This is a genomic window from Streptomyces sp. Y309 (assembly GCF_056712025.1).
Genome location: NZ_CM160048.1, coordinates 6,327,533 through 6,349,297, shown reverse-complemented (window position 1 = coordinate 6,349,297; position 21,765 = coordinate 6,327,533). Strand labels below are relative to the sequence as shown.

Below are 21,765 nucleotides of genomic sequence, written 5' to 3'. Positions count from 1 at the left end.
CCATACTGGCCGGGCGAGTTGGCACTCGGAAGCGGGACGGAGCGGGGAATCGATGGCCAAACAGTCCACGAACCGACTCGTGCCGACCGTGCAGGCGCTCCTCGTCGCGGTCGGCGGTTCGGCGGCAGCTGTCGCCGGTTACGGGTTCATGGACCGGTCGCTGGAGGACGGAAGTGTCGGCCGACTATCCCTGGGACTTGGGCTATGCGCCCTCGCAGCGGCGGCGACCGGCGCGCTCCTCTGGCTGCTGTGGCGCGCGCTCGCCGACGCGCCGGGTTCGGTGCGCACGTCGAGCGACACCGCGTTCCGCTGGGACGTCGTCGTCAGCGTGGTCGCTCTGCCCGCGGAAGTCAGTCTGTTGTGGCTGACGGTCGTGCTGGGCTCCGACGAGCACACGGGAGCCGCCTGGCTGGCGGGCGGCGTGGCGCTCGCGCTGGCGCCAGTGTGGCTGTACCGGCTGTGCGGGGACCTGGCGAGGAACGCGGGCGCGGCGGGGCTCGCGGCTGTCGCGGCGCTCACAGTGGCGGCCGGGAGCGCGGGCTGGCTCGCCGTGAGGTTCGCGGTGGACGAGCGGTACGGGCCCGCTGTGGCCCTCGGCTGCGCCTTGCCGCTGATCCTGCAGGGCGCCCTCGCGCTGCGTGCGGTCGATGAGGACGATCTCACGCCCACCAGCGACCGTGGCGCGCGTGCCGTCACGGTGCTGCTGCTGGCCCCGGCCGCCGGGCTGGGCGGCGTGACAGCCCGTACGGCCGTGGACGGACAGGTCGGCACAGCCGTGCTGACAGGCCTGCCCGCGCTGCTCCTCGTGCTCGCAGCCCGTTGGTGGGTCGGGGCCTGGGCGCACGAGCGGATCGAGCGCGGGCGACGGGACGACCGGTGGATGCGGGATCTCCACCATGTGGTGAGGGACGCGCTGTATGAGGCCAGCTATCGCACGGGAGGGGGGTACCCCACGCTGTACCCGCCCCCGAGAGGCCCGGACCGGCTGAGCTCTCGCGAGTTGGACGCGCTCGCATCGCAGGTGGCGGACAAGATCGAGAGCAGCGTGGCCGGCCGCGTGACGGAGCAGCTCGCGGGGCAGGTCGCGCGTGCGGCATCCGACAGCATCAGCAGCGGCGTATGGCGCCAGTTGGCACACGGCCTGGGGACGCTCCGCACCGACCTTCAGCGCTCGATCCGCGCGAGCGTCGAGGAGATGGTGGTCGGGCCACCGCTGGCCAATTTCACCGGGTTCCTGTCCGTGCGTCTCGGCGACGGGGATGGCGAGAACGGCGCCGCGGGGCACCGGGACGGCATGGTCCTAGCCCGCGCCGGGAGCCGTGTCCGGCTGGTCCTGGCCGTGGCGCAGGACAGCCGGGCCCGGGACGTTCCGGCCTCGCAGGAGACGGCGTCCGACCGGGACTTCTACGTCTTCGAGCCCGTGCACGTGCAGGGCGGGCGGGCGGTGCCGACCGTCGAGTTCGAGGCGGTGGTGGACAGCCCCTCGCTCACGCCACTGCCCCAGCGCCGCACGCTGCAGGTCGCCTCGGGCGAGGAGCAGCAGCGCTCGTTCGCGTTCCAACTGCCCGACCAGGAGGGGCAGCACGAGGTGTGGTTCCAGCTCTACCAGGCCGGGCGTCTGATCCAGGCTCTCGCCCTCACGGTCCACGCGCGACCATGTGCGCCGGAGACGGCGAAGGAGACCGGGCAGCCGCAGGCGCACGAGGGGACCGGGGAGACGGAGGTCGCCGAGTGACCGGGAGCCTGCCCGCGGACGTCACGGTGCGCGTGCGCGAGGGCCGCGCGCGGACGAGGATAGAGTTCCACGCTCGCAACAACACCCCGTCCCTGAAGATCTCCCTGCCGGGCAAGGGCGTGCTGGACGAAGCACGCCGGCAGCTCGACACCGGGCTGACACGCCTCAAGGACACCGTGCCGGAGCTGCACGTGCCCGAGGAGGAACTGGGCGCCGTGTTCAACGGCCTGCGTCGTGTCGGGCTGCGTCTGCTCTTCCTGCTGTTCGACATAAACGTCTCCAACGAGCTGGAGCGCTTCTGGGCCAGGGCGCTCCCCTTCGCGCGCAATCCGAGCCTGCCCCCGCCCTTGATCGAGTGCGTGGGCGGCAGGGACGCCTTCCTCCCGCTGGAGATGCTGCCGCTCTTCCGGCTCGCTCCCGACGAGGTCACCGACCGCGAGAGCTTCGCAAGGGCCTGCCGGTCGCTGGTCGGGTTCTCCTGCATGGTCAAGCGCACCATGCCACTGCCGCAGCCGCACGGCCTGGACCTCGTCACCACACCGGAGGGCAAGGTGCCGGTCCGATTCCTCCACTACGAGCACCTGGCCGGCGCCCAGGAGGAGCTCTCCTGGTTCTCCTCAGCCGCAGCCCACCGGGTGGAGGTCGAGGGACCCTACCCGGTGGCCGACCCGGAGGTGCCCTCCCTCGCGGAGCAGATCTACGACCCCACGCTGCTGCTCGCCGGGCGCCAGGGCAGCGACCACGGCCGCCGCAAGACCCCTGACCAGGTGCAGCACTTCGCCTGCCACTGCTACGCCAGCGCCGACGACCCGCTGGAGAACGAGATCGAGCTGAGCGGCGAAGGCCGGGCCCTGCGCGTCACGCTCGGCGAACTCGGCGAGGATCTGATGGCCGCCGCCCGGACCGATCGCGATGCCGAGGAACGGATGCCACTCGTCGTCATGAACGCCTGCGGAGCGGCCCGTATGCACGCGACCAGCTCCCTCTCGTTCCCGTTCCTCTTCCTGAAGAACCGCAACCGGGGGTTCGTCGGCAGCGAGGTCGAGGTGCCCGACGACGTAGCGGCGGCGTTCTCCCGGGCGTTCTACGACCCGTTCCTGCTCCGGGGACTCCCCTTGGGCCGCAGCCTGATGGAGGCCCGCAACAGCCTGCTGCACTCGTTCAACAACCCGCTCGGCATCGTCTACTCCGCCTACGCGGACCCCCAGTTGCGGCTCTGCCCCAAGATCATGAAGGACGCCTATGACACAGCACGCACAGTCTGACCCGGACCGCCCCGCCCCCAGCCCGTCCGAGCCCGAGCGGCCTGGCACCGAGCAGTCGAGCGCCGAGCAGTCCGGGTCCGGCATCGTCCGCATCCTGGGCCTGGAAGACAACGACGAGCGGGCCCTGTTCCGGCGCTCGCAGGAGTGGCGCCTGGGGCGGTCCCAGGTGCCCGCCGACGTGTTCCGGCAGCGTGTCACCGACTTCCTCGACACCCTGAGCCCCGTCCTCGCCTCCCTGCCGGAGGACTACGGCGCCTTCGAGCTGAACGACGTCACCGTCAGCGCGGAGGTCAGCGCCAAGGGCCAGCTCTCCCTGCTCGGCGCGGGCGGCGAGCTGACGGGCACTTCCAGCATGACGTTCACCTTCACACGCAAGAGCCCGTCACCACCGGACTCCCCCGAGGGGCCCAGGGGGAACGCCCCCGGTCCGGCCGGAGTGAGCTGACGTGGCTTCGTTCAACTCTAGGAACAGCGTTTGTCGACGGGTTTCGGAGGCAGTCAGTGATCAACTGACTCATGAATGTTGAGCAGAAATGACGGCACTGACACGGCCTCGAACGCGGAACGGCCAGTCGCCCGTCAGGGTGGCTGGCCGTCGAAGCAGATAGCGGCAGGGGCAGCGCCTTTGAACGTCGAGCAGGTCGCCACCCGGGGTGGGGTACCAATTGGGATGCCCGGCTGGGTTCGGTCGTGTTACGCAGTGAAGATGGAACCCGACCTCGTGACCGACGATCGACTGCGTGGTGTTCTCGACGAGCTTGTCCGCAGGGAACCGCTCTTCCACCGAACCGCGTTCGGAACGACAAGGGCTGATTTTGAGGCTATGACAGCCCCGGATTTCTGGGAGACCGGGGCGTCAGGACGGCGCTACAGTCGTGAGTACGTTCTCGATGTCTTGGAGGAGCGCTATAACTCTCCGCCAGCCGAGGAGTGGGAGACCTCCGACTTTCACTGCCTGGAACTGGCTGCGGCTGTCTATCTGCTGACGTACACCTTGGTGCTCAACGGACGGAGAACACGTCGGGCAACGATCTGGCAGCAGTCTGCTGACGGCTGGACGGTTCTCTACCACCAAGGAACCGTGGTTCAAGATCCCTAAGAGCTCGTAACGCGATCACGATCCGGGCTTCTTGAGGCGTGTCCACGCACACGCGGGTCGTTGGCGGTGCGCGCCCCGAAGACGCGATGTCCTTCGGGGCGCGGCAGGGGTTCGGGTTCAGGCGTTGTAGCCGCCGTGGGCGTCCAGCACCGCGCCCGTGACGTAGGACGCGGCGGGGCTTGCCAGGAAGGCGATCGCTGCGCCGATTTCGTCGGGGTGGCCCATGCGTTGCAGGGACAGCGAGCTGAGCAGGGCCTTGAGGGTGTCGGGGTCCGGCGGTTGCATGCCGCTGTCCATCAGTCCGGCTTCCACGACGTTGGCCGTGATGTCGCGGGGCCCGAGGTCGCGTGCGACCCCCATGGTGTACCTCTCGATGCCTGACTTGGTCGCCGAGTAGTCGGCAACGCCCGGGATGCCGACCCGGGAGCCCAGTCCGGAACTCACCGTGATGATGCGGCCGCCCGTGCGCAGCACTCGGGAGGCGGCCCGGATGACGGCGATCACGCCGAGGTAGTTGGTGGCGTGCATCCGGTCCAGTGTGGCGGTGTCGGCGTCCGGGTCGTCCACCGTGCGGCCCTGCTCCACCGAGATCGCCGCGTTGTTGACGAGGATGTCCAGGCCGCCGAAGTGCGCGACCACGTCGTCGATCAGCGCCAGCGCCCGGCTCGTGTCCGCCTGGTCGGACTTGAAGGCGACGGCCTTGGCTCCCTTGCCGTGCACCTCGTCGACGACGGCCTGCGCCTGCTTCTCGGAGCTGACGTAGGTGAAGGCGACGTCGGCGCCCTGCTCGGCCAGCAGCCGTACGGTCGCGGCTCCCAGTCCGCGCGACCCCCCGGTGACCAGGGCGACCTTGCCCGTGAGTGGCTTGCTCATTCTTCTCACCTCGTTGGTTGACCCTTCCCGGCAGTCGCAACGTTAATTGTTACGACAGAATGTTGCAACCTTCACTGTTACGACTGCCGTAGCATGAAGCCTTGTGGCCGAGAGGAGGAGTCCATGAGCGCCAACAGCAGGCTGACCATCGCCGCCCACGCGCTGGCCTGGATCGGCCTCTACCAGCGCCAGGGCCATGAGGTCGCCACCTCCGAGCAGATCGCGACCAGCGCGAACACCAACCCCGTGGTGATCAGACGGCTGCTCGGCGAGCTGCGCAGGGCCGGGCTCGTGGAGTCCCGGCGGGGCGTGGGCGCGGGCTGGTCGCTGGCACGCGAGCTGGAGTCGATGACCCTGCTCGACGTGTACGAGGCAGTGGAACCCGGCCCGCTGTTCGCAATGCACCGCACCACCCCGGACCAGGGATGCGTGGTGGGTCACGGCATCCAGCCGGCAATGCAGAGCATCTACGAGGGCATCGAGGAGACCGTGAGACACGAGCTGGCCCGCGTCACGCTCGCGAACGTACTCCGGGACGTACTCGCGGCACCTCGCTAGCCTCTCCGTTACGCCCTGACATCACCAAGATCCCCATCTCAGCCCAGGCCGGCGAACAGCCTGGCAACCAGTTACGCCGACGACCGTTGCGGTATCGGACCGTGCCCTACGAACTCGTAACTTGATCTTGTTGCAGTGCCCTGATCCGGCGTGACCGATGTGACGATTCCGCCGTTCGGGAGGATGTGAACACCCGGCCATGGATCGTGGACGACGACTTGTGGGCGCTGATCGAGCCGCTGCTGCCGCCCTGGCCGGAGAAGTCGCCGGGCCCACGGCCGGTGGCGGACCGGCCGTGTCTGCAGGGCAGCCTGTACGTCCTGCACAACGACATAGCCTGGCAACTCCTGCCGCTGGAGCTGGGATTCGGATCCGGGCAGACCTGTTGGCGGCGCCTGGAGCGGTGGCAGCAGGCCGGGGTCTTCGACCAACTGCACCGCATCCTGCTCGCCGAGCTGAACGCGGCCGGCGAACTCGACTGGTCCCGCGCGTGCGTGGACGGCTCCCGCATCCGCGCGAAAAAGGGGGCGCCGACACTGGCCCGTCGCCGGTCGACCGACGGAAGGCGGGTAGCAAGCACCACCTGATCTGCGACGGACGCGGCACCCCGCTCAAGGTCATCACCACCGCGGCCGACGTCAACGACGTCACCCAGACCCTCGCCCTGGTCGACGGCATCCCGCCCGTGGCCGGACGGCGCGGGCGCCCGCGCCGCCGCCCCGACTCGCTCCTCGGTGACAAGGGCTACGACTCCAACCCCAACCGCCGAGAGCTGCGCAAGCGGCGGATCTTGCCGGTCAACTCCCGCAAGGGCGCCCCGAACATCAAGGGCTTGGGCAAGCTCCGCTACGTCGTCGAGCAGACCTTCGCCCTGCTCCACCAGTTCAAACGCCTTGCCGTCCGTTGGGAACGCCGAAGCGAACTCCACGATGCCTTCGTCTCGTTGGCCTGTAGCCTCATCTGCTGGAGACGCCTCAAGAAGGCCCGCCCATGATCGTGTTACGAGCTCTAAGCGTCTGGCGCTCATCCGGCCTTGGCTTTCGTGTTGCTGTCCAGATGAGGGCAGCAGCGGGATCGCGGGGAAAGATGGACTGTGGCGCCGAGGATGAGGGCTTGGTGGGCCCCAGTGGTCGGCGTCCCGCAGTTCGCCGCGCCGCAGGGCGCGGCCCGGACGGTACAGCTTCGCTCCCGCGCCCCACCGCCGCACGTACTGCTTCAGCCCGCGCAGTTCCTGGCGGAACTTCGCCGCGCCGAGCCCGGGCCCGCTCCGCGAGGACCGGGACGTCCGCACTGGAGCTTCAGACCCGTGATCTTGGGAAAGCCCTCGGGCCGGCACCGGTCGCCCGAAGCATCGGTTCGCTCCGCCCGCAGCAGGAACACCGCCGCGCTACCTCATCGGCGATGCCGAAGCCGCGCACGTACGCATGCCTGTTCGCTATGAACTCCCTCTCCAGCCAGCCTCATTGGGCTGATGCCTGATCGGCTTATGCACCGATGGAAGCAAATTCCCTGAAGAGATTTCTCTCTTCACTCCTCATGTGATTTCTTCCCAACCTCCTGCCAGGGTTTCTGCATGGCCAGCACGCCTAGTGCGATGCACCGGCCTTGCAGTTTCCGTATACCCGGAAACTGCCGTCTTCCGGGAGGGGTTGATGCGCCTTGACATGAAGTGGGACGGCCGACGTGAACTCATCCGAATCCGCAGGCAAATCCGCAAGGCGAAGTTGCTGCGGTCAGGGTTCCGACGGTGTACGAGCTTTCCTTAACCTCATCGCCAGTCGGCGTGGCTGATCCGCCGTCTCCAGCAAACCCGGGGCAAAGCCGGTAACAGCCGCAGGAGCACCTCCCCCTCCTGCAAAGGGGAGTTGCGGCCCCATGCCCCTCGGGTCGCAACGCCCGCTCCCTCACTTGATCCTCCTGCACCAAGGTCGTATCCCTCGCATGCCTCGTTCAGAACGCTTCATACCCATATCCACCGCTATAGGCGCTATGGCTTCGCTCGCAGTACTCGTGTCCGGCTGCTCCAGCTCGGCTGGCGACCGCCCGACGTCGACGGACGCGGACTCCCGCCCCGACTCCGTCTCCGCGGGCATCACCGCGACAGTCACCCCGCCCACCGGTCCCTCGAACTCCTCCAACTCTGCCCCGAGCAAGGCTCTGCCCACCGACGTGGAGAAGTCGGCGCGGGCCTTCACCATCGCCTACGCGCAGCATGACGCGAGCGACGGCGGCGACCGGGCGTACTCGGACGCGGGCGCCCGCGCTGCGAAGTGGACAACCGGGGAGCTGGTGGAGGTCCTGGCCCAGAAGCGCCCTGGTCAGGACGCTCCGTGGAGGGCACTCCGGGCTGAACGGGCCAAGCAGACAGCCAAGATCACAACCGTGGTGGTTCCGGACGGTGCCCCCGCCGTGACCCCGTCGTCGGCCCTCGTACGAGTCGGCTACACCCTCACCACGACGCCGAAGTCCGGGCGCTCAAGTCACAGCAGCGAACAGATCGCCCTTCGCCTGGAGCACACCGCCGTCGGCTGGCGCGTCGCCGCGCTGCCCTGGGCGTGACGGGACGGCATGAAGAAGGCCGTACAGATCACGCTGGGCCTGATCGCAGCCATGGTCATCACCGGCCTGACGCTGTTGACGATGTTCGGCGGGGCTGACAGCGCATCCTCGGAGCAGACCGGACCGGGGGGTGGCCTCACGGCGGACTCCGATGTTCCTGGTTGGGTCCGCGAGATCATCGAGAAGCACGCCGGTACTTGTCCTCAGGTCACAGCGTCCCTGCTCGCCGCCCAGCTTTACACCGAGAGTGGTTTCAACCCCAAGGCGAAATCGCCCGTCGGCGCTTTGGGGATCGCTCAGTTCATGCCCGGCACATGGAGCCAGTACGGCAAGGACGGAGACGGCGACGGGGACAAGGAAATCTTCAACCCGAAAGACGCTATCGCAGCGCAGGCCAATTACGACTGTGTCTTGGCCAAGGAAGTTGCGGGCGTCCCCGGCGACTCCACGGACAACATGCTTGCCGCGTACAACGCGGGCGGCGGCCCCGTGATCAAGTACGGCGGCGTCCCGCCGTACACCGAGACTCGCAACTACGTAAAGACCATCCGTGATTTGGCCGCGAAATGGGCCGCAGCCGTCAAGCCGGACGCGCCCGCAGGCAAGGGGGCCGCACGCGCCGTCTCCGCCGCGAAAACCGCTTTGGGCACCTGGTACCAGTGGGGCGGCGAGTGCGTTGCACCGTACAAGGGGCAGAAGGGCTGCGACTGCTCCTCCCTCACCAAGATGGCATGGGCCTCAGCCGGGGTGAACCTGCCTCGCGTCACATACGAACAGGCCCGCTCCGGCACGCCCGTCAAGAGCATCTCTCAACTGCGGCCTGGAGACCTTCTGTTCACCGAGCCCGGTGCTTCCGGGCCCGAACACGTCGGAATGTACCTCGGCAATTCACAGGTGATCGACGCACCGCACACCGGTGCCACCGTCCGCATCCAGTCACTTCGGATCTGGGAATCCCAGATCGTCGCAATGCGCCACGTCGACTGAACCCGCCAGATCGACTCAACCAAATGACTCTTCCCTAGAGGAATATTGTGCACACCTTTCTTTCTTTCTGCTGCTTCCGACCCATCGCTCCACTCGACCCTCGCTGCTGGCGCCGATGTCGTCACTGGCGTGAAACCCGACTGGGGACCCTTTGGGAAACTGGGCAATACGACGAAGGTCGTGCTCGGCATTGTGGCTGCAGTCGTCCTCGCGGCCGGCGTCGGAGCCTTTCTCGTCGGAGTCGGCAAGTCGAAGGGGTGGTTCGGCGAAGGCCACTCCACCATGGACAGTTCCCGCGGCAAGGGCATGATGGTCGGCGGCCTGGTCTGCATCTTCCTCGTCGCCCCCCTCGGAACGATCGTCGGCATCACGTACGGCATGGGTGTGTGAGCCGTGTTCGTCCGAACTCGACGCAGGAACGAATCCTTGCCGCCCGGCCGCACACAGGGCCAGAGCGGGGCAAAGCTCTGGGCATCGCCGCCGGGGTAGTGGCAGCCGTCACCATCACCGGGCTCGTCGTGACCCTCGTGACCGGCAGCGGCTCCCCTGCCGCACCGCCCTCCTCCGCTCCGGTGAACTCGATTCCGAAGAAGGACGAAGCACGCGGCCGGGTCGACGACCGCGTTCCTGTCGGGCTCCCACGGACCGAAGCCGGCGCCAAAGCCGCGGCAGCCAACTACGTGACAGTGAGGGGCAGTTCACGCTTCTTCACAAGCAAGCGCGTCCGGCATCGTGCGGCAGAGATCATGGCTGCTCGCAGTGCGGCTCCGACTGCCGTCAAAGTAGCTGACCACGTGGCCGCAGGAGCGATAGCTGACCTGAAGGGGGACAACGCAAAGCTCGACTCGAAGAAGGTCATCGCTCGTACCGGAGTTCTATCCGCCCACAGCCTCGGATTCGATATCCACAAGGCCACGGTTCGACTGTGGACGACGACCGTAAGAGGCAGTGCTGTCGGCCACGCGCCACCAAAGGCGGCATTCCGCTCAGTGACGGTCTGCCTCGTCTGGGAGAAGAACGACTGGAAGATCTCGGGTAGTTCGAACGTCCCTGGCCTGGTGGCACCCATCGACAACCGGCAGACGACGAACGTCACGGGCGACTTCAGCGACTACACCAAGACCCGTGCCGCCGACCCCGTCTTCAGCGGCGCTACGGGGCCCGACGGGTTCCCCTCAGCGTACGAGCGGAGCAAGCGGGGTGCCCGTGCTGCCGCGACGAGCGCAGTCATGCTCTACGGCGACCCGCGGTTCTTCACCAACACGGGTTGGCGTCACAGGATGCTGACTGCCACAGCGGCCCCGAGCGTCCTGAGCACGGTCAAAGCCGATACGGACTCGACAGCTCGGATGGTCACCGAGAACCGAGGGCTCGGCGACGACGGCAGGACGGTGGACGGCGGGCTGCTCATCGCGAGGACGGCTGTCCTCGGTGCCCGGACCGTGGCCTACTCGGATCAGACCGCGAGCATCGAGCTGTGGACCGCGTCCGCCGGCGGGATCGCCGGAAACGACGAGACGCAGCGCCCCCAGATCGGCTACCTGCGCATGACGGTCGATCTCACATGGGCTGACGGGACTTGGAAGACGACGGCGGTCACGCCGTCGGAGCCACTCGTGCCGTCGCCGCCCCCTTCTGACGAGGCCGCGCCGGCCAGTAGCTTCGCGGCCGTGGGAGGTGCGAGCGATGCGCCTTCGCGTGCGTGAGGACGCGCCGGGGCTCCTGGCCATCGAGCGAACGGGAACGGGCCGGGGCTGGACGCGTCGCCTCCAGACGATCGCTGTGGTCAACGTCGTCATCGGGTTCATCTTCGTGCCGTCGGCGGTGGCGAATCCCTTTTGCTACATCCCCATGGTCTGCGAGGCCAAGGCGGCGATCGACTTCGTCAAGGACCCTTTGGGCTTCCTGCTGCAGAAACTCACCGAGGCGAACATCTGGTTCCTGCGCAAGATGCTGGAGCTGATCCAGAACACAACGAAGATCGACCTGACCAGCCCGAGCTTCCTCAAGCAGTACGCCATCATCTTCGCGGCGTCGTCCTTGATCACGGTGGCTCTCTGGCTCATCGCCGTGGCCAAGCGTGCTGTCCGCGGTGCCTCCCTGGGGACAGCCGTCGGGGAGGCGATCGGCTTCCTGATGCTCCAGTTCGTCGTGAACGCCCTGACGCCCGCGTCCATCGCGCTGCTGATGAAGGCGATCGACGAGGTCACGGCCGTGTTCACGCCGTACGCCACGAACAACTTCAAACCGTTCCTGGAGAACATCCTCAAGATCATGGCGGCGAAGCCCAGTGAAGGGGTGGGCCAGCTCCTGGTCGTGAACCTGATCATGATGTGCGGCGCTCTGCTGATGTGGATCGAGATGCTCATCCGCAGCGCGGCCATCTACGTCGCCGTGGCCCTTGGCCCCATCGTCAACGCCGGGCTCGTGGACCGCGACCTGTGGGGCAAGAGCAAGAAGTGGATCGGCGCGATCTTCGCCCTCGGCCTCTCAAAACCGGTCCTGTTCGCCTTGCTCGGCCTGGGCGGCTCGATCCTCAGCGACTCGACCGGCAGCATGTCCGACGCGGTCTCCAAGACGTTGGTCGGCGCACTGGTCCTCCTGCTCGCGGTGTTCGCCTCCGGCACGCTCTACAAGTGGATCCCCGCCTTCGGCGACGAGATGGCGCAGTTGCACCACGACCGAAAGGCATTGCAGTCGTCTGGCCCGGCGGCCGCGATTGATGGCCCGGCTCAGCACACCAACCGCGCCCTCAACACCCACATCCAGGACTCCCTGGTCGGCGGGGGTTCCGCGGGTGGCAAGGGGGCTGCGCCGGCGGCGGGTGGCAAGGGTGCCGCGTCCTCGACCGTCGGAGGCCAGGCCGGTACCGCAAGCGCGAAGGCCCTGTCCGGTTCAGGTGGCGGGTTGGGTGCATCTAGCGCTGCTGGCCCCGTCGGCGCAGCGGCTGCCGCTGCCAAGGCGGGTGTCGACGTCGCGAAGAAGAAGGCGACGGATTCCCCCGGCATGCAGGGGGCGGATACCGCGAATAGCGGCAACGAGCAGGGCCCTACCGGCGACGCCTCCGGCACTCCTGCTGCTGCGCGCTCCCGCGGGACGGGGTCCGAATCGGTCATCGGTTCCAGCTCGGGCAGCCAGGCCCCCACACCCGGAAACGGCCCGTCGTCCAGCGGGGCCCCCGCCTCCGCGCGCAGCCAGGCATCCGGATCCGGACCGGTCGTGGGCCCCGCCCCGCAGGGCACCGGGCCCGCGCCTTCACCCCCGCCTGCTTCGTCCCGTCCCGCGGCACCTCCCTCGTCGTACCCCTCCGGGACCACAGCCGGGTCCGGCCCTTCGACCCCTCCCAGCCCGCCAGCAACGCCGTCTGGTGGCAAGGCGCCCATCAAGCCGCCCACCAGCAAGGACCAGTGATCCATGTCTGCTCGTACGTATCAGTTCGGAAAGCACCGCCCGACGGGTCTGGTGGGCCGTCGGGACCTCGGCGAACAGGTCGTCCTCGGTGGCGGTGCCGGTGGCGGCATCCTGCTCGGTTTCCTTCTCAGCGGTGCTTCGGCGGCGCTGGCCGCCTTGGCCATGGCCCTGCCGATCGTGCTGGCGCTCATCGTGGTGTACGCGCCGTACCGTCCGAGGGGGACGTCGCAGCGACGCACGATCTACCGGTGGTGGCGGATCAAGCGGTACCACCGCAAGGCCCTGGCCCGTACCGGTGGTGTGTGGGTCTCCCCTGCCGTGGAGGCCGGCGTGCGCCGTGACGGGACTCCGCCCGACGCCGCGCTCGCGGAGCCGGAGGGTGTCGCCGGGATGACCTGGGTACCGGTGACGGTGCGCGGTCAGCAGGCGGTCGTGATCCTTCAGCCTGAGGCGCGATGCGTCACGGCGACGCTGGAAGTTGCCTCACCCGGCCTGGGGGGCAAAGAAGTCGGGGAACAGGTCGTCGCCCTTGAGCGGTGGGGAGAGCTGCTCGACGCTTTCGGCAACACCGAGGAGCACCCGGTCAAGCGCGTTCAGGTGCTGGCACGGCAGATGAAGAGCGACCCGCACGCCCATCAGCGGTTCATCGCCCAGCGCGACGAGTCGGCGGCGACCACCGAAGCGCCCCAGTGGCTCAAGGATTCGTACAACGAGCTGGCGAATGCCGTGTCCACCTCGGCGGAGGAGCACCGGTACTACATCACCGCCCACGCGAAGTTCACCCGCGACCTGGCGGCGGACGGAGCGGCCCGGGGCACGGGGGACGAGGGCGTCGCCGCCGCGATGGCCGCGTACCTCGAGGAGCTGTGGGCACGCTGCGAGGACGCCGACCTGTCGGTGATCGCTCCCCTCGACGAGGGCCGGATGACCGCGTTCATCCGCAACAGCTACGACCCCGATCACGCCATCTGGGACACCGATCTCCCGCGGGCCCACGCGTTCCCTCGGAACGTGGACGTCCGCGACGGCGCTTTCGTAGCCACCCGGGCCGCCGGGTCTACGGCGAGCTGGTTCCACGCGACGGCGGCCGTCGTCGCCTGGCCCACGACGCCGGTGGGGCCGGACTTCCTCTCGCCTCTGCTCATCGGCATGCCGGACGTGATCCGGACGGTGGCCATCACGCAGGACCTCGAACCGAACGACCAGGCCGTGGAGCGGATGCTCGCCGAGGACACCAACAACCAGGCTGAGCTGCACCGGGACCGTCAGCGGGGCAAGAACGTGGACCCGAGGGACTTGATCTCCGCTGACGCCACCGGCTCGCGTGGCATGGCTCTGGCCTCCTCCGGGGCAGCCGGATCCGCGGTCGTCGGCTACATCACCGTCTCCACGCGGAGCGCCGCGGAGCTGGAGAAGACCAAGCGCACGACGGCGTCCCGAGCCCGCAACGCCCATCTGCGGATCGAGTGGCTCGACCTCGAACACGCTCGCGCCTTCGCCACGACACTTCCGTTCGCGGGAGGCCTCAAGTGACCGCCCTGCTCCAGCCGTTGGCCCCGATGTACGAAACGGTGCGGCGCCCGCTGTACACCGAGACCACGACCAGTCAGGCCCTTTACCTGCCCATCGCACCGCCCACCCTGGGCACCGCGGGCGCCGTCATCGGCCGGGAGCTGTACAGCGGGAAGGCGTTCATCTACTGCCCGTTCTCGGCGTTCGGCGACGGCCTGCCCGGCGGAAACATGATCGTCATGGGTGACACGGGGCGGGGCAAGAGCGCGCTCACCAAGACCTACGCTGCCCGGCAAATCCGCCTCGGCCGTCAGGTCGTCGTCCTGGACACCAAGGAACAGAAGGAGCGGGAGGAGGGCGAGTGGGCAGCCCTGGGCCGGTCCCTCACCGGAAAGGCCCCGGTGAAGTTCGCGCCGGGCGGCGGCCGGGATGCCTCGTGCATCAACCCCATGGACCCCGCCATCGCGGGCAAGCGCCAGGTGGAGCTCGTCCGCACGATCGTGGAACTCGGTCTGGGCAAGCCCCTGGACGAGTTCGCCGGCTCCGCCCTCCGGCTCGCGATCCGCCGAGCCCACCAGCGCGCCACGGCCGACGGGCTCACCCCTGTCCTGGCGGATGTCGCCAGCGCCCTGCGGTCCCCGGACGAGGCGGACGCCGTGGCCAAGAAGCGCACCCACCAGGAACTCCTGAGTGACGGCCTGGAAGCCTCCTACGTCCTGGACCGGCTGTGCGGCACCGATCAGGACGCGACCGGGGACTTGATCGGCATGCTCGACGGCCCCACCAGTCTGGGCGTCGACCTCGATGCCGACATGGTCGTCTTCGACCTGACTAAGGTTCCCTCCGGCGGCGTCGCCATGACCATCCTCGTCGCGGTGATCTCCGTATTCCTTGAGGAGGTCTGGCTGCGTCCGAAGTGCGAGTGCGGGACCGGACCGAGCCAGCACGAGCGCAAGGTGGTGGACACGAAGTCCGGCGCCTGGGAGCTCGGCGCGAACCCCGCCTCCGGCTGTCGCCGGTACACCCAGCGCAAGCGCATCCTCGTGTGCGAGGAAGCGTGGCACATTTTCGGCACCCCCCAACTCGCCGCGCTCCTGGAGAAGTTCCTCAAATTCGCCCGCGGTTACGGCCTGAGCTGCATCTTCATCGTCCATCACCTCTCGGACATCGACGACTCCCCAGAGACCCAGGCCGCGCTGAAGATGGCGGACACCGTGGTCATCTACTCGATGAAGAAATCCGAAGCCGAAGACACAGTCGGACGGTTGGGATTGCCCGCCTGGACGGCCGAGCACATCATGCGCCTCCGCCGCGGCGTCGCCCTCTGGAAGGTCGGCGAAGTCATCTACCCCGGCGTTCAACACCTCCTCACCGAGGCGGAGACGCACCTCTGCTTCTCATCGGGCTCCATGTCGGATCTGACCAACACCGCCCCGGACCTGGAATGAACACGGCCCCGTCCTCCGACCTCAACCCCACCGATCACTCCGAGATGGATTCAGCACCCACCATGACCGCGCTCACCCTCAACTCCGCCGAACTCCCGACGTACGGACACGCCGTGCGGGACGACATCGACCAGCTGCACGCCGACTTCCTCGACCTGGCGCAACGGACTGCCCGGCTCGCCGCCGTGCTCGACCGCGGCGACTACTGCTCGGCCGGCGGACGCGTCCGCGCCGCCGTCAGCAATGCCTGGCGGGCAGCGGAGGACCTGCACGACGCCTTCCACACCGCCCCGCCGCGTTGTGCCGGACCGAACGCGTCGCTCACCCGCCTCTGTGGCCGCAGGATGCGCTACCTCGCAGCCCGCGTCGCCCGGAGGGCCGAGTAGTGGACTACCTGCCCAGCGGCCTGTCCCTCGTCCTGTACGCCATCGTCGCCATCTGCGGCGTTGCTCTGCTGACGCTGTGGGCCGTCTCGAACCGCGACCGGCGCAACGCCGGGTTCGCCTCAAGGGCGCACCTCAAGCGGCAGTTGTCGGCCAAGGCCGTCCTGCGCGCCTCCGAGATCCGGCCTTCTCTGGCGGACGGAAGCGGTCCGCGCCGGAGAGCGGCCGCGTCCCGCGGCAAGCGTCCGCAGCAGCCACGGCCTTCTTGACACCCATCACTACCCCTTCCGACTCGTTCCGGAGCACCACATGCACCACGCGCACAGCCCCCTCGATTTCGGCTATTCGCTGGGGGTCTCCCAGCGTCCGAAGGGCGTACCCCTGTGGTCACGGGCCGACAAGGCGTGCCGGGTCATCGGTCCCATGGGCAGCGGAAAGACCCTGCGCTTCTTCGCTCCGCTCATCCGGCAGTGGCCGGGTCCGGTCCTGGCCACCTCGACCAAGCCGGACCTGGTGGAACTGACCCTTGACGCGCGGCGGAGCGACGGCCGCCCGGTCCTGGTCTTCGACCCCCAGAACATCGCTCCCTCGCTGCCCCGGTTCCGCTGGCTGCCGATCACCGGCGCGGACGACACCGAGACCGCGATGATGCGGGCCAAGGCCCTCGTCGCCGGATCACGCACCCCCGGCTCCGCAGCCCAGTCCTCCGAGGGCAGCGCCTTCTACAAGGGGCAGGCAGCCAAAGTCCTGGCCGCCCTCCTGCACGCCGCGGCCCTCGACAGTGCCGGCCTCGGCCAGTTCCTGAAGTGGGCCCGGAAGTTCACCGACCCCGCACCGCTCGGCATCCTCACCGCGCACCCCGGCGCCGGTCCCGGTTGGGCGGACATGCTCCGTACGTCGACCACGGGTGACAGCCGGACGGTGGGCAACACGGCGGTGACCCTGGAGGCTGCCCTTGAGCCGCTCATGCACGATTCAGTGGTGGAGGCCCTCCAGGGCCAGAAGGGCGAGAAGCCCACCGACTTCGATGAGTTCCTCGACGCGGGCGGCACCCTCTACCTCCTCGGCAAGGACTCGGAGGCCAACCCCATCGCCCCGCTGACCACGGCGGTGACGGAAGACCTGCTGGACATCGCAGAAGCCCACGCCGTCACAGCCCCGGCCGGGCGGCTGGACCCACCGCTCCTGGGCGCTCTCGATGAGGCACCGAACATCGCGCCCATCCCGTCGCTTCGCCAACGCGTGGCCGACGGCCGCGGTCGCGGCATCACGATCGTCTACGGCCTCCAGGGCTGGGCCAGTGCCCGCGCCCGCTTCGGCGAGGACACCGCGAACGAGCTGGCCGCCTTCACCAACCACGTCGTCGTCTTCGGCGGGGCCAAGGACCCTGCCTTCCTCAAGGACATGTCCGAACTCTGCGGGCAGGTCGAACGCCTCCACACGACACGGACCACCACAGGCGGGGACCGCGGGGGTGAGTCGACCGCCACGCATACGGCCCTCGAAGCGGTCCTGCGAAGCGATGAGATCAAGGGGCTCGCCGACGGCCACGCCCTCGTTCTGGCAGACAACCTCCCCCCGGTCATCACCCGGCTCGACGGCATGTGGACGTGGGACTCCTGGGACGAGATCCAGGGGCGCATGCGCGACCTGCGCAGCGCGAACGAGGTTGAGCGCGCCCGGCAGAAGGCGGAGAAGGAGCGCAGGACCGAAGCACACGCTGCTGCGTGGGCCCGCCGTCGGGAGGCAGCGTGACCACGAACCCGTTCACCCGCTTCGTGCCCTTCCCCGAGCCACCCTCGTTGATCGCCGACTACATCGCGAAGAGGAGCGCGGAGGGGGTCCTGGACGGCCCGTCACCGTGGGACATCGGCGCGTTGACCGCCGAGCTGCTCGAGCCGTTGCCTGCCTGGCTCGACGAGGTGTGCCGCTGGCTGAACCAGACGTACGCCTGGCAGCCGCAAGACGTCATCCCGCCGTGCTGGAAGGAGCACGAGCATCTTCCTTACGAGATCGCCGCGTTCGCCTTCGCCCGGATCGACGCGTACGACGACGCGGGGTCAGTGATCACCTGGCACGAGCAGTACGAGCGCTTTCTCACCCGGATGAACAGATCGCTCGGCAAGGCCGGCGACGACTGCCGCGTAGGCAAGCACGACGCCCGGCCAAGCCGCTTCGCGCTTGGCGCCTGGCCCCCGCGGTCCGAAGCATGACGGAGACGGATGGGTCCGTAGGCGCCGAGCCGTTTGAAGGCCGCTCGGTGCAATGAACCACTGGTAACCGAACTACCACTTCGATAATGGGCAGAGAGCTCTTCTGCTCTCTGCCCATACAAATCGGCTTTTGGCGTGACGCACCTGGTAAGCCTATTCCGTTGAAGCTGTTTGCTTGCCAGCCGGAGCTGGTCGGTCGAGGAAGACGACTACGTTCCATGATCCGTCTTCCTTGACCACCCGGAAGGTATCCCTTATTTCCCTACCGGACTTTTCCCTTGCTTCCAGCTTAGCTAAGGCAGCAGAAGGCCCCATGTCCAAGTCGACTTGAATGTCGGTGACCGACATGTCTCGGCCGCCCTTCTTGGCGAGGATCCGCCCGGCTTCGCGACGGGAGCGAGAGTCGTCAGGGACCCCTCCCACTTCGATCAGCCGGTCCGCGTCACGTGAATTCAATGCCTTCACGTAGGACTCGACCGCGTTTCGGACATTCTTTCTGGAATCCTCGGGGCTTTCTTCCCCAGAGCCACATCCAGCCAATAGAGAGGCCCCCAGGGCGACAATCAGAGCTTTCCGTCGATGCATTCTGCCTCCCGGGACATAAATCAACGCCCCTGTGACGCCGCTATTCAGGTGCGGTGCGCATACCACCAGGTTCCCCTGTTTTCAGCGACGAGCTTTTTCATGCTCTTGTTGCGAGTGTTCGAAGAGTGATAGGTGAGGTATGGAACACCTCTCCACTTCTCTGTCACGAACATCGTGTGATTTATGTTTCCGTTGCGGTCCCAGTCCGCCTGAAGGACATCCGAGGGCGTCATCTTGTACACATTATCGAGAAACTTGGTTCGCTTCGAGTGCTTCTTTGCGAACCAGTACCAATTCTCTGCCCCTGCCCAGGTGAAGCTCGTCTTGTGAAGGAAGATGGTGTAGAACCACTTCTTGTTGTTTCGTCGCCACGCCGCTTCGGCCGGGCCGACTATCCTCCAGCCGCCAGCTTTCATGATCTGAGAAATGAAGTTTGTGCAGTCGTTTCGATACTTGCGATAGTCGTTGTTGTAGTTCTTCCAGTGCCTGTTTGCGTAGGCGATCATAGGGCCATAGTCGTAGCCCATCGGAGCTTTGTTGCCAGCACCGTCATCCGGCAGCGCGGCTACGGAGGACGGCGCCTCCTTGTTGCCCTCATCCTCGTCTGGCGCTCCGCCCCCGTCGTCCACTGTGTCTGGTTCTGTCAGCTGAGTGCTGGGGGTTGGGCCAGAGCCTGAATCAGCCTTGTCCGATGAAAGCAGCCATGCACCATCGGGTTGCTTTGCGAACGCCACTGTGTGTGGCAGGGAGTACTCTTCATACTCAGGCGCTCCGGCGGCTACCTCCTCAGGCGTGAACGGCATATAGAGGCGGCCGTCCTCAATGATCTGAAGGGTGGCAATACTTCCTTCAAGCGATGAATCCGTGACAGTGATGTCGACGGAAGCCTTTGTGTAGCCGCCGTCGACATCCTCGTACATCCTGCCTTTGTCCTCAAGTTTCGCGAATTCCCCCTCAAGGCGATCTGCCATGGGCGGAGTGGCGCTCACGCGTACCTGACGCTGGGCCAGAGGGTTGATTGTCACCATGCTGGCGCGCTTCTGGAGATAGCTCTCTGAGAGATTCGATAACTCCTCTACCTGGTCTGCGGAAAGAGCTCTTGATTCGGGGTCGCCCTGAGCTGATGCCTGAGTACCTAACAGGCCACTCAATGTCGCGACGGCGAGTCCTATGGCAGCCTGCCTCGTGCGAATGCGCTTCATTTGGTTCCCCTCGCTCGAATGTGACGTTGCGCATCAGTTGTATCCGTCGGCAGGCGGCACACCACCCGCTTAGTCGCGACAAGGCCAGTTTGAAGCTTGGAATGGCTGGTTCCTATGCCGAACGCCGCCAGCGAGACCAGATACCGGTTGTTCGTTAAACCGGGTGGTAGAGATCAAGGCTGTGGGCGGTGGCGACTGCGTCGAGCGTGGCCTGGAGTTTGGCCGGTGGGACCCTGTCCATCCAGCCCGCCGTCGGCGGCGCAGGGTGATGGCCGGGGTGAACCAGGAGTGCAGGGTGCGTAAGAGCTCGTCCGTAAATCTGCTTCCGAGTAAGACCGATGCCGTCTTCTCAAAACCGGTCTGGACCTGGGATTCGAGACGATCAGATAGCAGGACGGACTCGAACTGCCGGGCGAGAGGTCGGACCGCAACATCTCTAGGACTTGAGCACGGCGACCTCGCGCGCCCGCTCGGCCAACTCCCTGACCGAGTTGGACCTTTGGTACGGGCGCATGTCCTTTCGCATGGTCCGGAAGTGATCGTCGCCGCGCGCAGACGACACCTGCTCGTACTCGTCGAGGAAGCGTCCCCACGACGCACAGGCGGCATCCACGTGCCCAAATGCCAACTGCCGTTGCGCCAGTAGCGCATAGGAGTGCACCCGCCCCTGGCGCTCCTGGGCAGGCTGCACCGCGATGGAGTCCTTGAGTGCTTTGATCGAGCCGGGTAGATCGTTTTCCTCAAGCAAGACGTGCGAGAGGTGAAACAGCCACGCTGTGCGGTCGTACCCGCCGATGGCGTCGCGCCGGTTGTCCGCCTTGGAGAGGGCGTCCTCGGCCTCGCGCAGCCGTACGTGGGCCTGTCGTCGGTCTTTGACCATGGACGCAGCATGAGCTTGCTGCCCTCGGAGGAACGCGACGAGCCGGGGCCCACTCCTGGGTGCGGCCTCGGCAGCCGAGTTCGCGAACTCCAGGCCCTTACGGCCGTGGCGCAGGCTCGTCATCTGCAACGACATGCCACGGAGAGTGCGGCAATAGGTGACGTGATCTCCGGCCTCGTCGGCCAAGGCGAGGGCTTTGAAATACCAACGCTGGGCGGCGGCGTGGTCCTTCTCGTACATCGCCATCCAGCCCGTCAGGTACGTCAGATCGCTCGCAGCGGCCTTCATGTCGGCCGCGACGGGCCCGGCCGCTTGGGCTCGGAGCCAGGGGGCGACGGTGTTGACGAGGTAGGCGGCCGCCATGGGGCGCGCGTGGCCTGCGCCGTCTTCGTCGAGGATGTCGGCGATGCGGGTAGTGGTGCGGCGCACGCTGGCGACCTGGGAGACGCCGATCCGGGTGGTGGCTTTACCGGGTGAGACGGCTTCGCCGGCGTGTGCTTCGGCTGCGGTACCGAACACCGGCACCGCAAGCGCCGCGGAGAACGCTCCTGCGGCGAGGACACCGCGTCGGGATGGATCCATGTCTGCCCTTCCGAGATTGAGCAACTCCTCGACAGTGTCGAAGAGTTGCTCCCCGTCGGCGGACAACGGCGGGACCAGGCCGGCCTCCTCGTGCGTGATGGGGCGCCCGCACTTCTCTGAGAGCGCGGCCAGAACAAGGGGCCTGACCTGGGCTTTTGGCTGATGACCGCGGAGCCACATGGAGACGGTGTTGCCCGAGTAGTTGAGCGGGACCCCAGCGAGCTTCCCCATACGGTTCACGCCTCGCGCGAGTTCCTGCCTCTGGCATTCTGCCTGGTCAAGAAGCGTGGCGAGCTTGCTATTTGGTGCACGCGAGCTGGACGACATGGCGTATCTCCCGACAGCTCCGACAGCTTTTACGGCGTTTACGCGACCGCCTGCTCATCACGGTACCCGCGCACCGTCACCGGGCGATTACGTATGTGGCAGAACCAGCCGGAAGTGATCGGGCGGGGTGCCCTCGTCGGATTGGG

21 protein-coding genes are annotated in these 21,765 nt (G+C 67.1%); 17 read left to right on the top strand and 4 right to left on the bottom strand.

Annotated features, from left to right (window positions below; all coding sequences use genetic code 11):
* The first annotated feature begins 52 nt into the window (after positions 1–52).
* The 4 genes from AC0KTA_RS26100 to AC0KTA_RS26085 all read left to right on the top strand — a co-directional run bounded on the left by AC0KTA_RS26100 (position 53) and on the right by AC0KTA_RS26085 (position 4,099).
* The gene (locus AC0KTA_RS26100) at positions 53–1,735 is read left to right on the top strand and encodes a hypothetical protein (protein WP_481050651.1); all 1,683 of its coding nucleotides are present in this window, start codon (positions 53–55) and stop codon (positions 1,733–1,735) included.
* Positions 1,732–3,000, top strand: a complete 1,269-nt coding sequence (locus AC0KTA_RS26095) for a CHAT domain-containing protein (protein WP_481050650.1) — start codon at positions 1,732–1,734, stop codon at positions 2,998–3,000. Before AC0KTA_RS26100 ends, AC0KTA_RS26095 begins: the two co-directional genes overlap by 4 nt.
* On the top strand, positions 2,978–3,445 hold the full coding sequence (locus AC0KTA_RS26090; protein WP_481050649.1) for a Pepco domain-containing protein: 468 nt from the start codon (positions 2,978–2,980) through the stop codon (positions 3,443–3,445). The genes AC0KTA_RS26095 and AC0KTA_RS26090 overlap by 23 nt, the downstream gene beginning before the upstream one ends.
* 261 nt (positions 3,446–3,706) lie before the next feature.
* Positions 3,707–4,099, top strand: a complete 393-nt coding sequence (locus AC0KTA_RS26085) for a nuclear transport factor 2 family protein (RefSeq protein WP_481050648.1) — start codon at positions 3,707–3,709, stop codon at positions 4,097–4,099.
* A 117-nt stretch (positions 4,100–4,216) separates the two neighbouring features.
* Here the strand turns inward: AC0KTA_RS26085 and AC0KTA_RS26080 are convergent, their stop codons facing one another.
* A complete protein-coding gene (locus tag AC0KTA_RS26080; protein WP_481050647.1) occupies positions 4,217–4,972 on the bottom strand; it encodes an SDR family NAD(P)-dependent oxidoreductase in 756 nt (251 codons plus the stop codon).
* Between the two features lie 123 nt (positions 4,973–5,095).
* Here AC0KTA_RS26080 and AC0KTA_RS26075 point away from each other — a divergent pair, with 123 nt between their 5' ends.
* From AC0KTA_RS26075 to AC0KTA_RS26015, 13 genes are all read left to right on the top strand, one after another.
* Positions 5,096–5,530, top strand: coding sequence for an Rrf2 family transcriptional regulator (locus AC0KTA_RS26075; protein ID WP_121785998.1), 435 nt, complete (start codon positions 5,096–5,098; stop codon positions 5,528–5,530).
* Positions 5,531–5,715: 185 nt separating this feature from the next.
* Positions 5,716–6,524, top strand: a protein-coding gene (locus AC0KTA_RS26070; RefSeq protein ID WP_481050646.1) for an IS5 family transposase whose coding sequence is annotated in 2 segments (ribosomal slippage) — positions 5,716–6,033 and positions 6,036–6,524 — 807 coding nt in all. Because the reading frame shifts where the segments join, the coding sequence is not laid out codon by codon here.
* A gap of 995 nt (positions 6,525–7,519) precedes the next feature.
* Positions 7,520–8,089: a hypothetical protein gene (locus tag AC0KTA_RS26065; protein WP_481050645.1), complete on the top strand. Its 570-nt coding sequence runs from the start codon at positions 7,520–7,522 to the stop codon at positions 8,087–8,089.
* A 9-nt stretch (positions 8,090–8,098) separates the two neighbouring features.
* On the top strand, positions 8,099–9,076 hold the full coding sequence (locus AC0KTA_RS26060) for a bifunctional lytic transglycosylase/C40 family peptidase (RefSeq protein ID WP_481050644.1): 978 nt from the start codon (positions 8,099–8,101) through the stop codon (positions 9,074–9,076).
* Positions 9,077–9,256: 180 nt separating this feature from the next.
* A complete protein-coding gene (locus AC0KTA_RS26055; protein ID WP_481050643.1) occupies positions 9,257–9,466 on the top strand; it encodes a hypothetical protein in 210 nt (69 codons plus the stop codon).
* Between the two features lie 128 nt (positions 9,467–9,594).
* A complete protein-coding gene (locus AC0KTA_RS26050) occupies positions 9,595–10,782 on the top strand; it encodes a hypothetical protein (RefSeq protein ID WP_481050642.1) in 1,188 nt (395 codons plus the stop codon).
* A complete protein-coding gene (locus AC0KTA_RS26045) occupies positions 10,763–12,487 on the top strand; it encodes a hypothetical protein (RefSeq protein WP_481050641.1) in 1,725 nt (574 codons plus the stop codon). Before AC0KTA_RS26050 ends, AC0KTA_RS26045 begins: the two co-directional genes overlap by 20 nt.
* 3 nt (positions 12,488–12,490) lie before the next feature.
* Positions 12,491–14,020, top strand: a complete 1,530-nt coding sequence (locus tag AC0KTA_RS26040; protein ID WP_481050640.1) for an SCO6880 family protein — start codon at positions 12,491–12,493, stop codon at positions 14,018–14,020.
* The gene (locus AC0KTA_RS26035) at positions 14,017–15,447 is read left to right on the top strand and encodes an ATP/GTP-binding protein (protein ID WP_481050639.1); all 1,431 of its coding nucleotides are present in this window, start codon (positions 14,017–14,019) and stop codon (positions 15,445–15,447) included. Before AC0KTA_RS26040 ends, AC0KTA_RS26035 begins: the two co-directional genes overlap by 4 nt.
* A 44-nt stretch (positions 15,448–15,491) precedes the next feature.
* Positions 15,492–15,833, top strand: a complete 342-nt coding sequence (locus AC0KTA_RS26030) for a DUF6238 family protein (RefSeq protein WP_481050638.1) — start codon at positions 15,492–15,494, stop codon at positions 15,831–15,833.
* Complete coding sequence (locus AC0KTA_RS26025; protein ID WP_481050637.1) at positions 15,833–16,099, top strand: hypothetical protein; 267 nt, start codon at positions 15,833–15,835, stop codon at positions 16,097–16,099. The genes AC0KTA_RS26030 and AC0KTA_RS26025 overlap by 1 nt, the downstream gene beginning before the upstream one ends.
* Positions 16,100–16,139: 40 nt before the next feature.
* On the top strand, positions 16,140–17,585 hold the full coding sequence (locus tag AC0KTA_RS26020; protein ID WP_481050636.1) for a type IV secretory system conjugative DNA transfer family protein: 1,446 nt from the start codon (positions 16,140–16,142) through the stop codon (positions 17,583–17,585).
* A complete protein-coding gene (locus AC0KTA_RS26015; protein ID WP_481050635.1) occupies positions 17,582–18,043 on the top strand; it encodes a hypothetical protein in 462 nt (153 codons plus the stop codon). Before AC0KTA_RS26020 ends, AC0KTA_RS26015 begins: the two co-directional genes overlap by 4 nt.
* Before the next feature lie 153 nt (positions 18,044–18,196).
* On the opposite strand, the gene AC0KTA_RS26010 is transcribed toward AC0KTA_RS26015, so the two are convergent.
* From AC0KTA_RS26010 to AC0KTA_RS26000, 3 genes are all read right to left on the bottom strand, one after another.
* Positions 18,197–18,628: a DUF4878 domain-containing protein gene (locus tag AC0KTA_RS26010; RefSeq protein ID WP_481050634.1), complete on the bottom strand. Its 432-nt coding sequence runs from the start codon at positions 18,626–18,628 to the stop codon at positions 18,197–18,199.
* A 44-nt stretch (positions 18,629–18,672) separates the two neighbouring features.
* Complete coding sequence (locus tag AC0KTA_RS26005) at positions 18,673–19,830, bottom strand: amidase domain-containing protein (protein WP_481050633.1); 1,158 nt, start codon at positions 19,828–19,830, stop codon at positions 18,673–18,675.
* 436 nt (positions 19,831–20,266) lie between these two features.
* Complete coding sequence (locus AC0KTA_RS26000) at positions 20,267–21,619, bottom strand: NsdA family TPR-like regulatory protein (RefSeq protein WP_481050632.1); 1,353 nt, start codon at positions 21,617–21,619, stop codon at positions 20,267–20,269.
* Positions 21,620–21,765 lie beyond the last annotated feature (146 nt).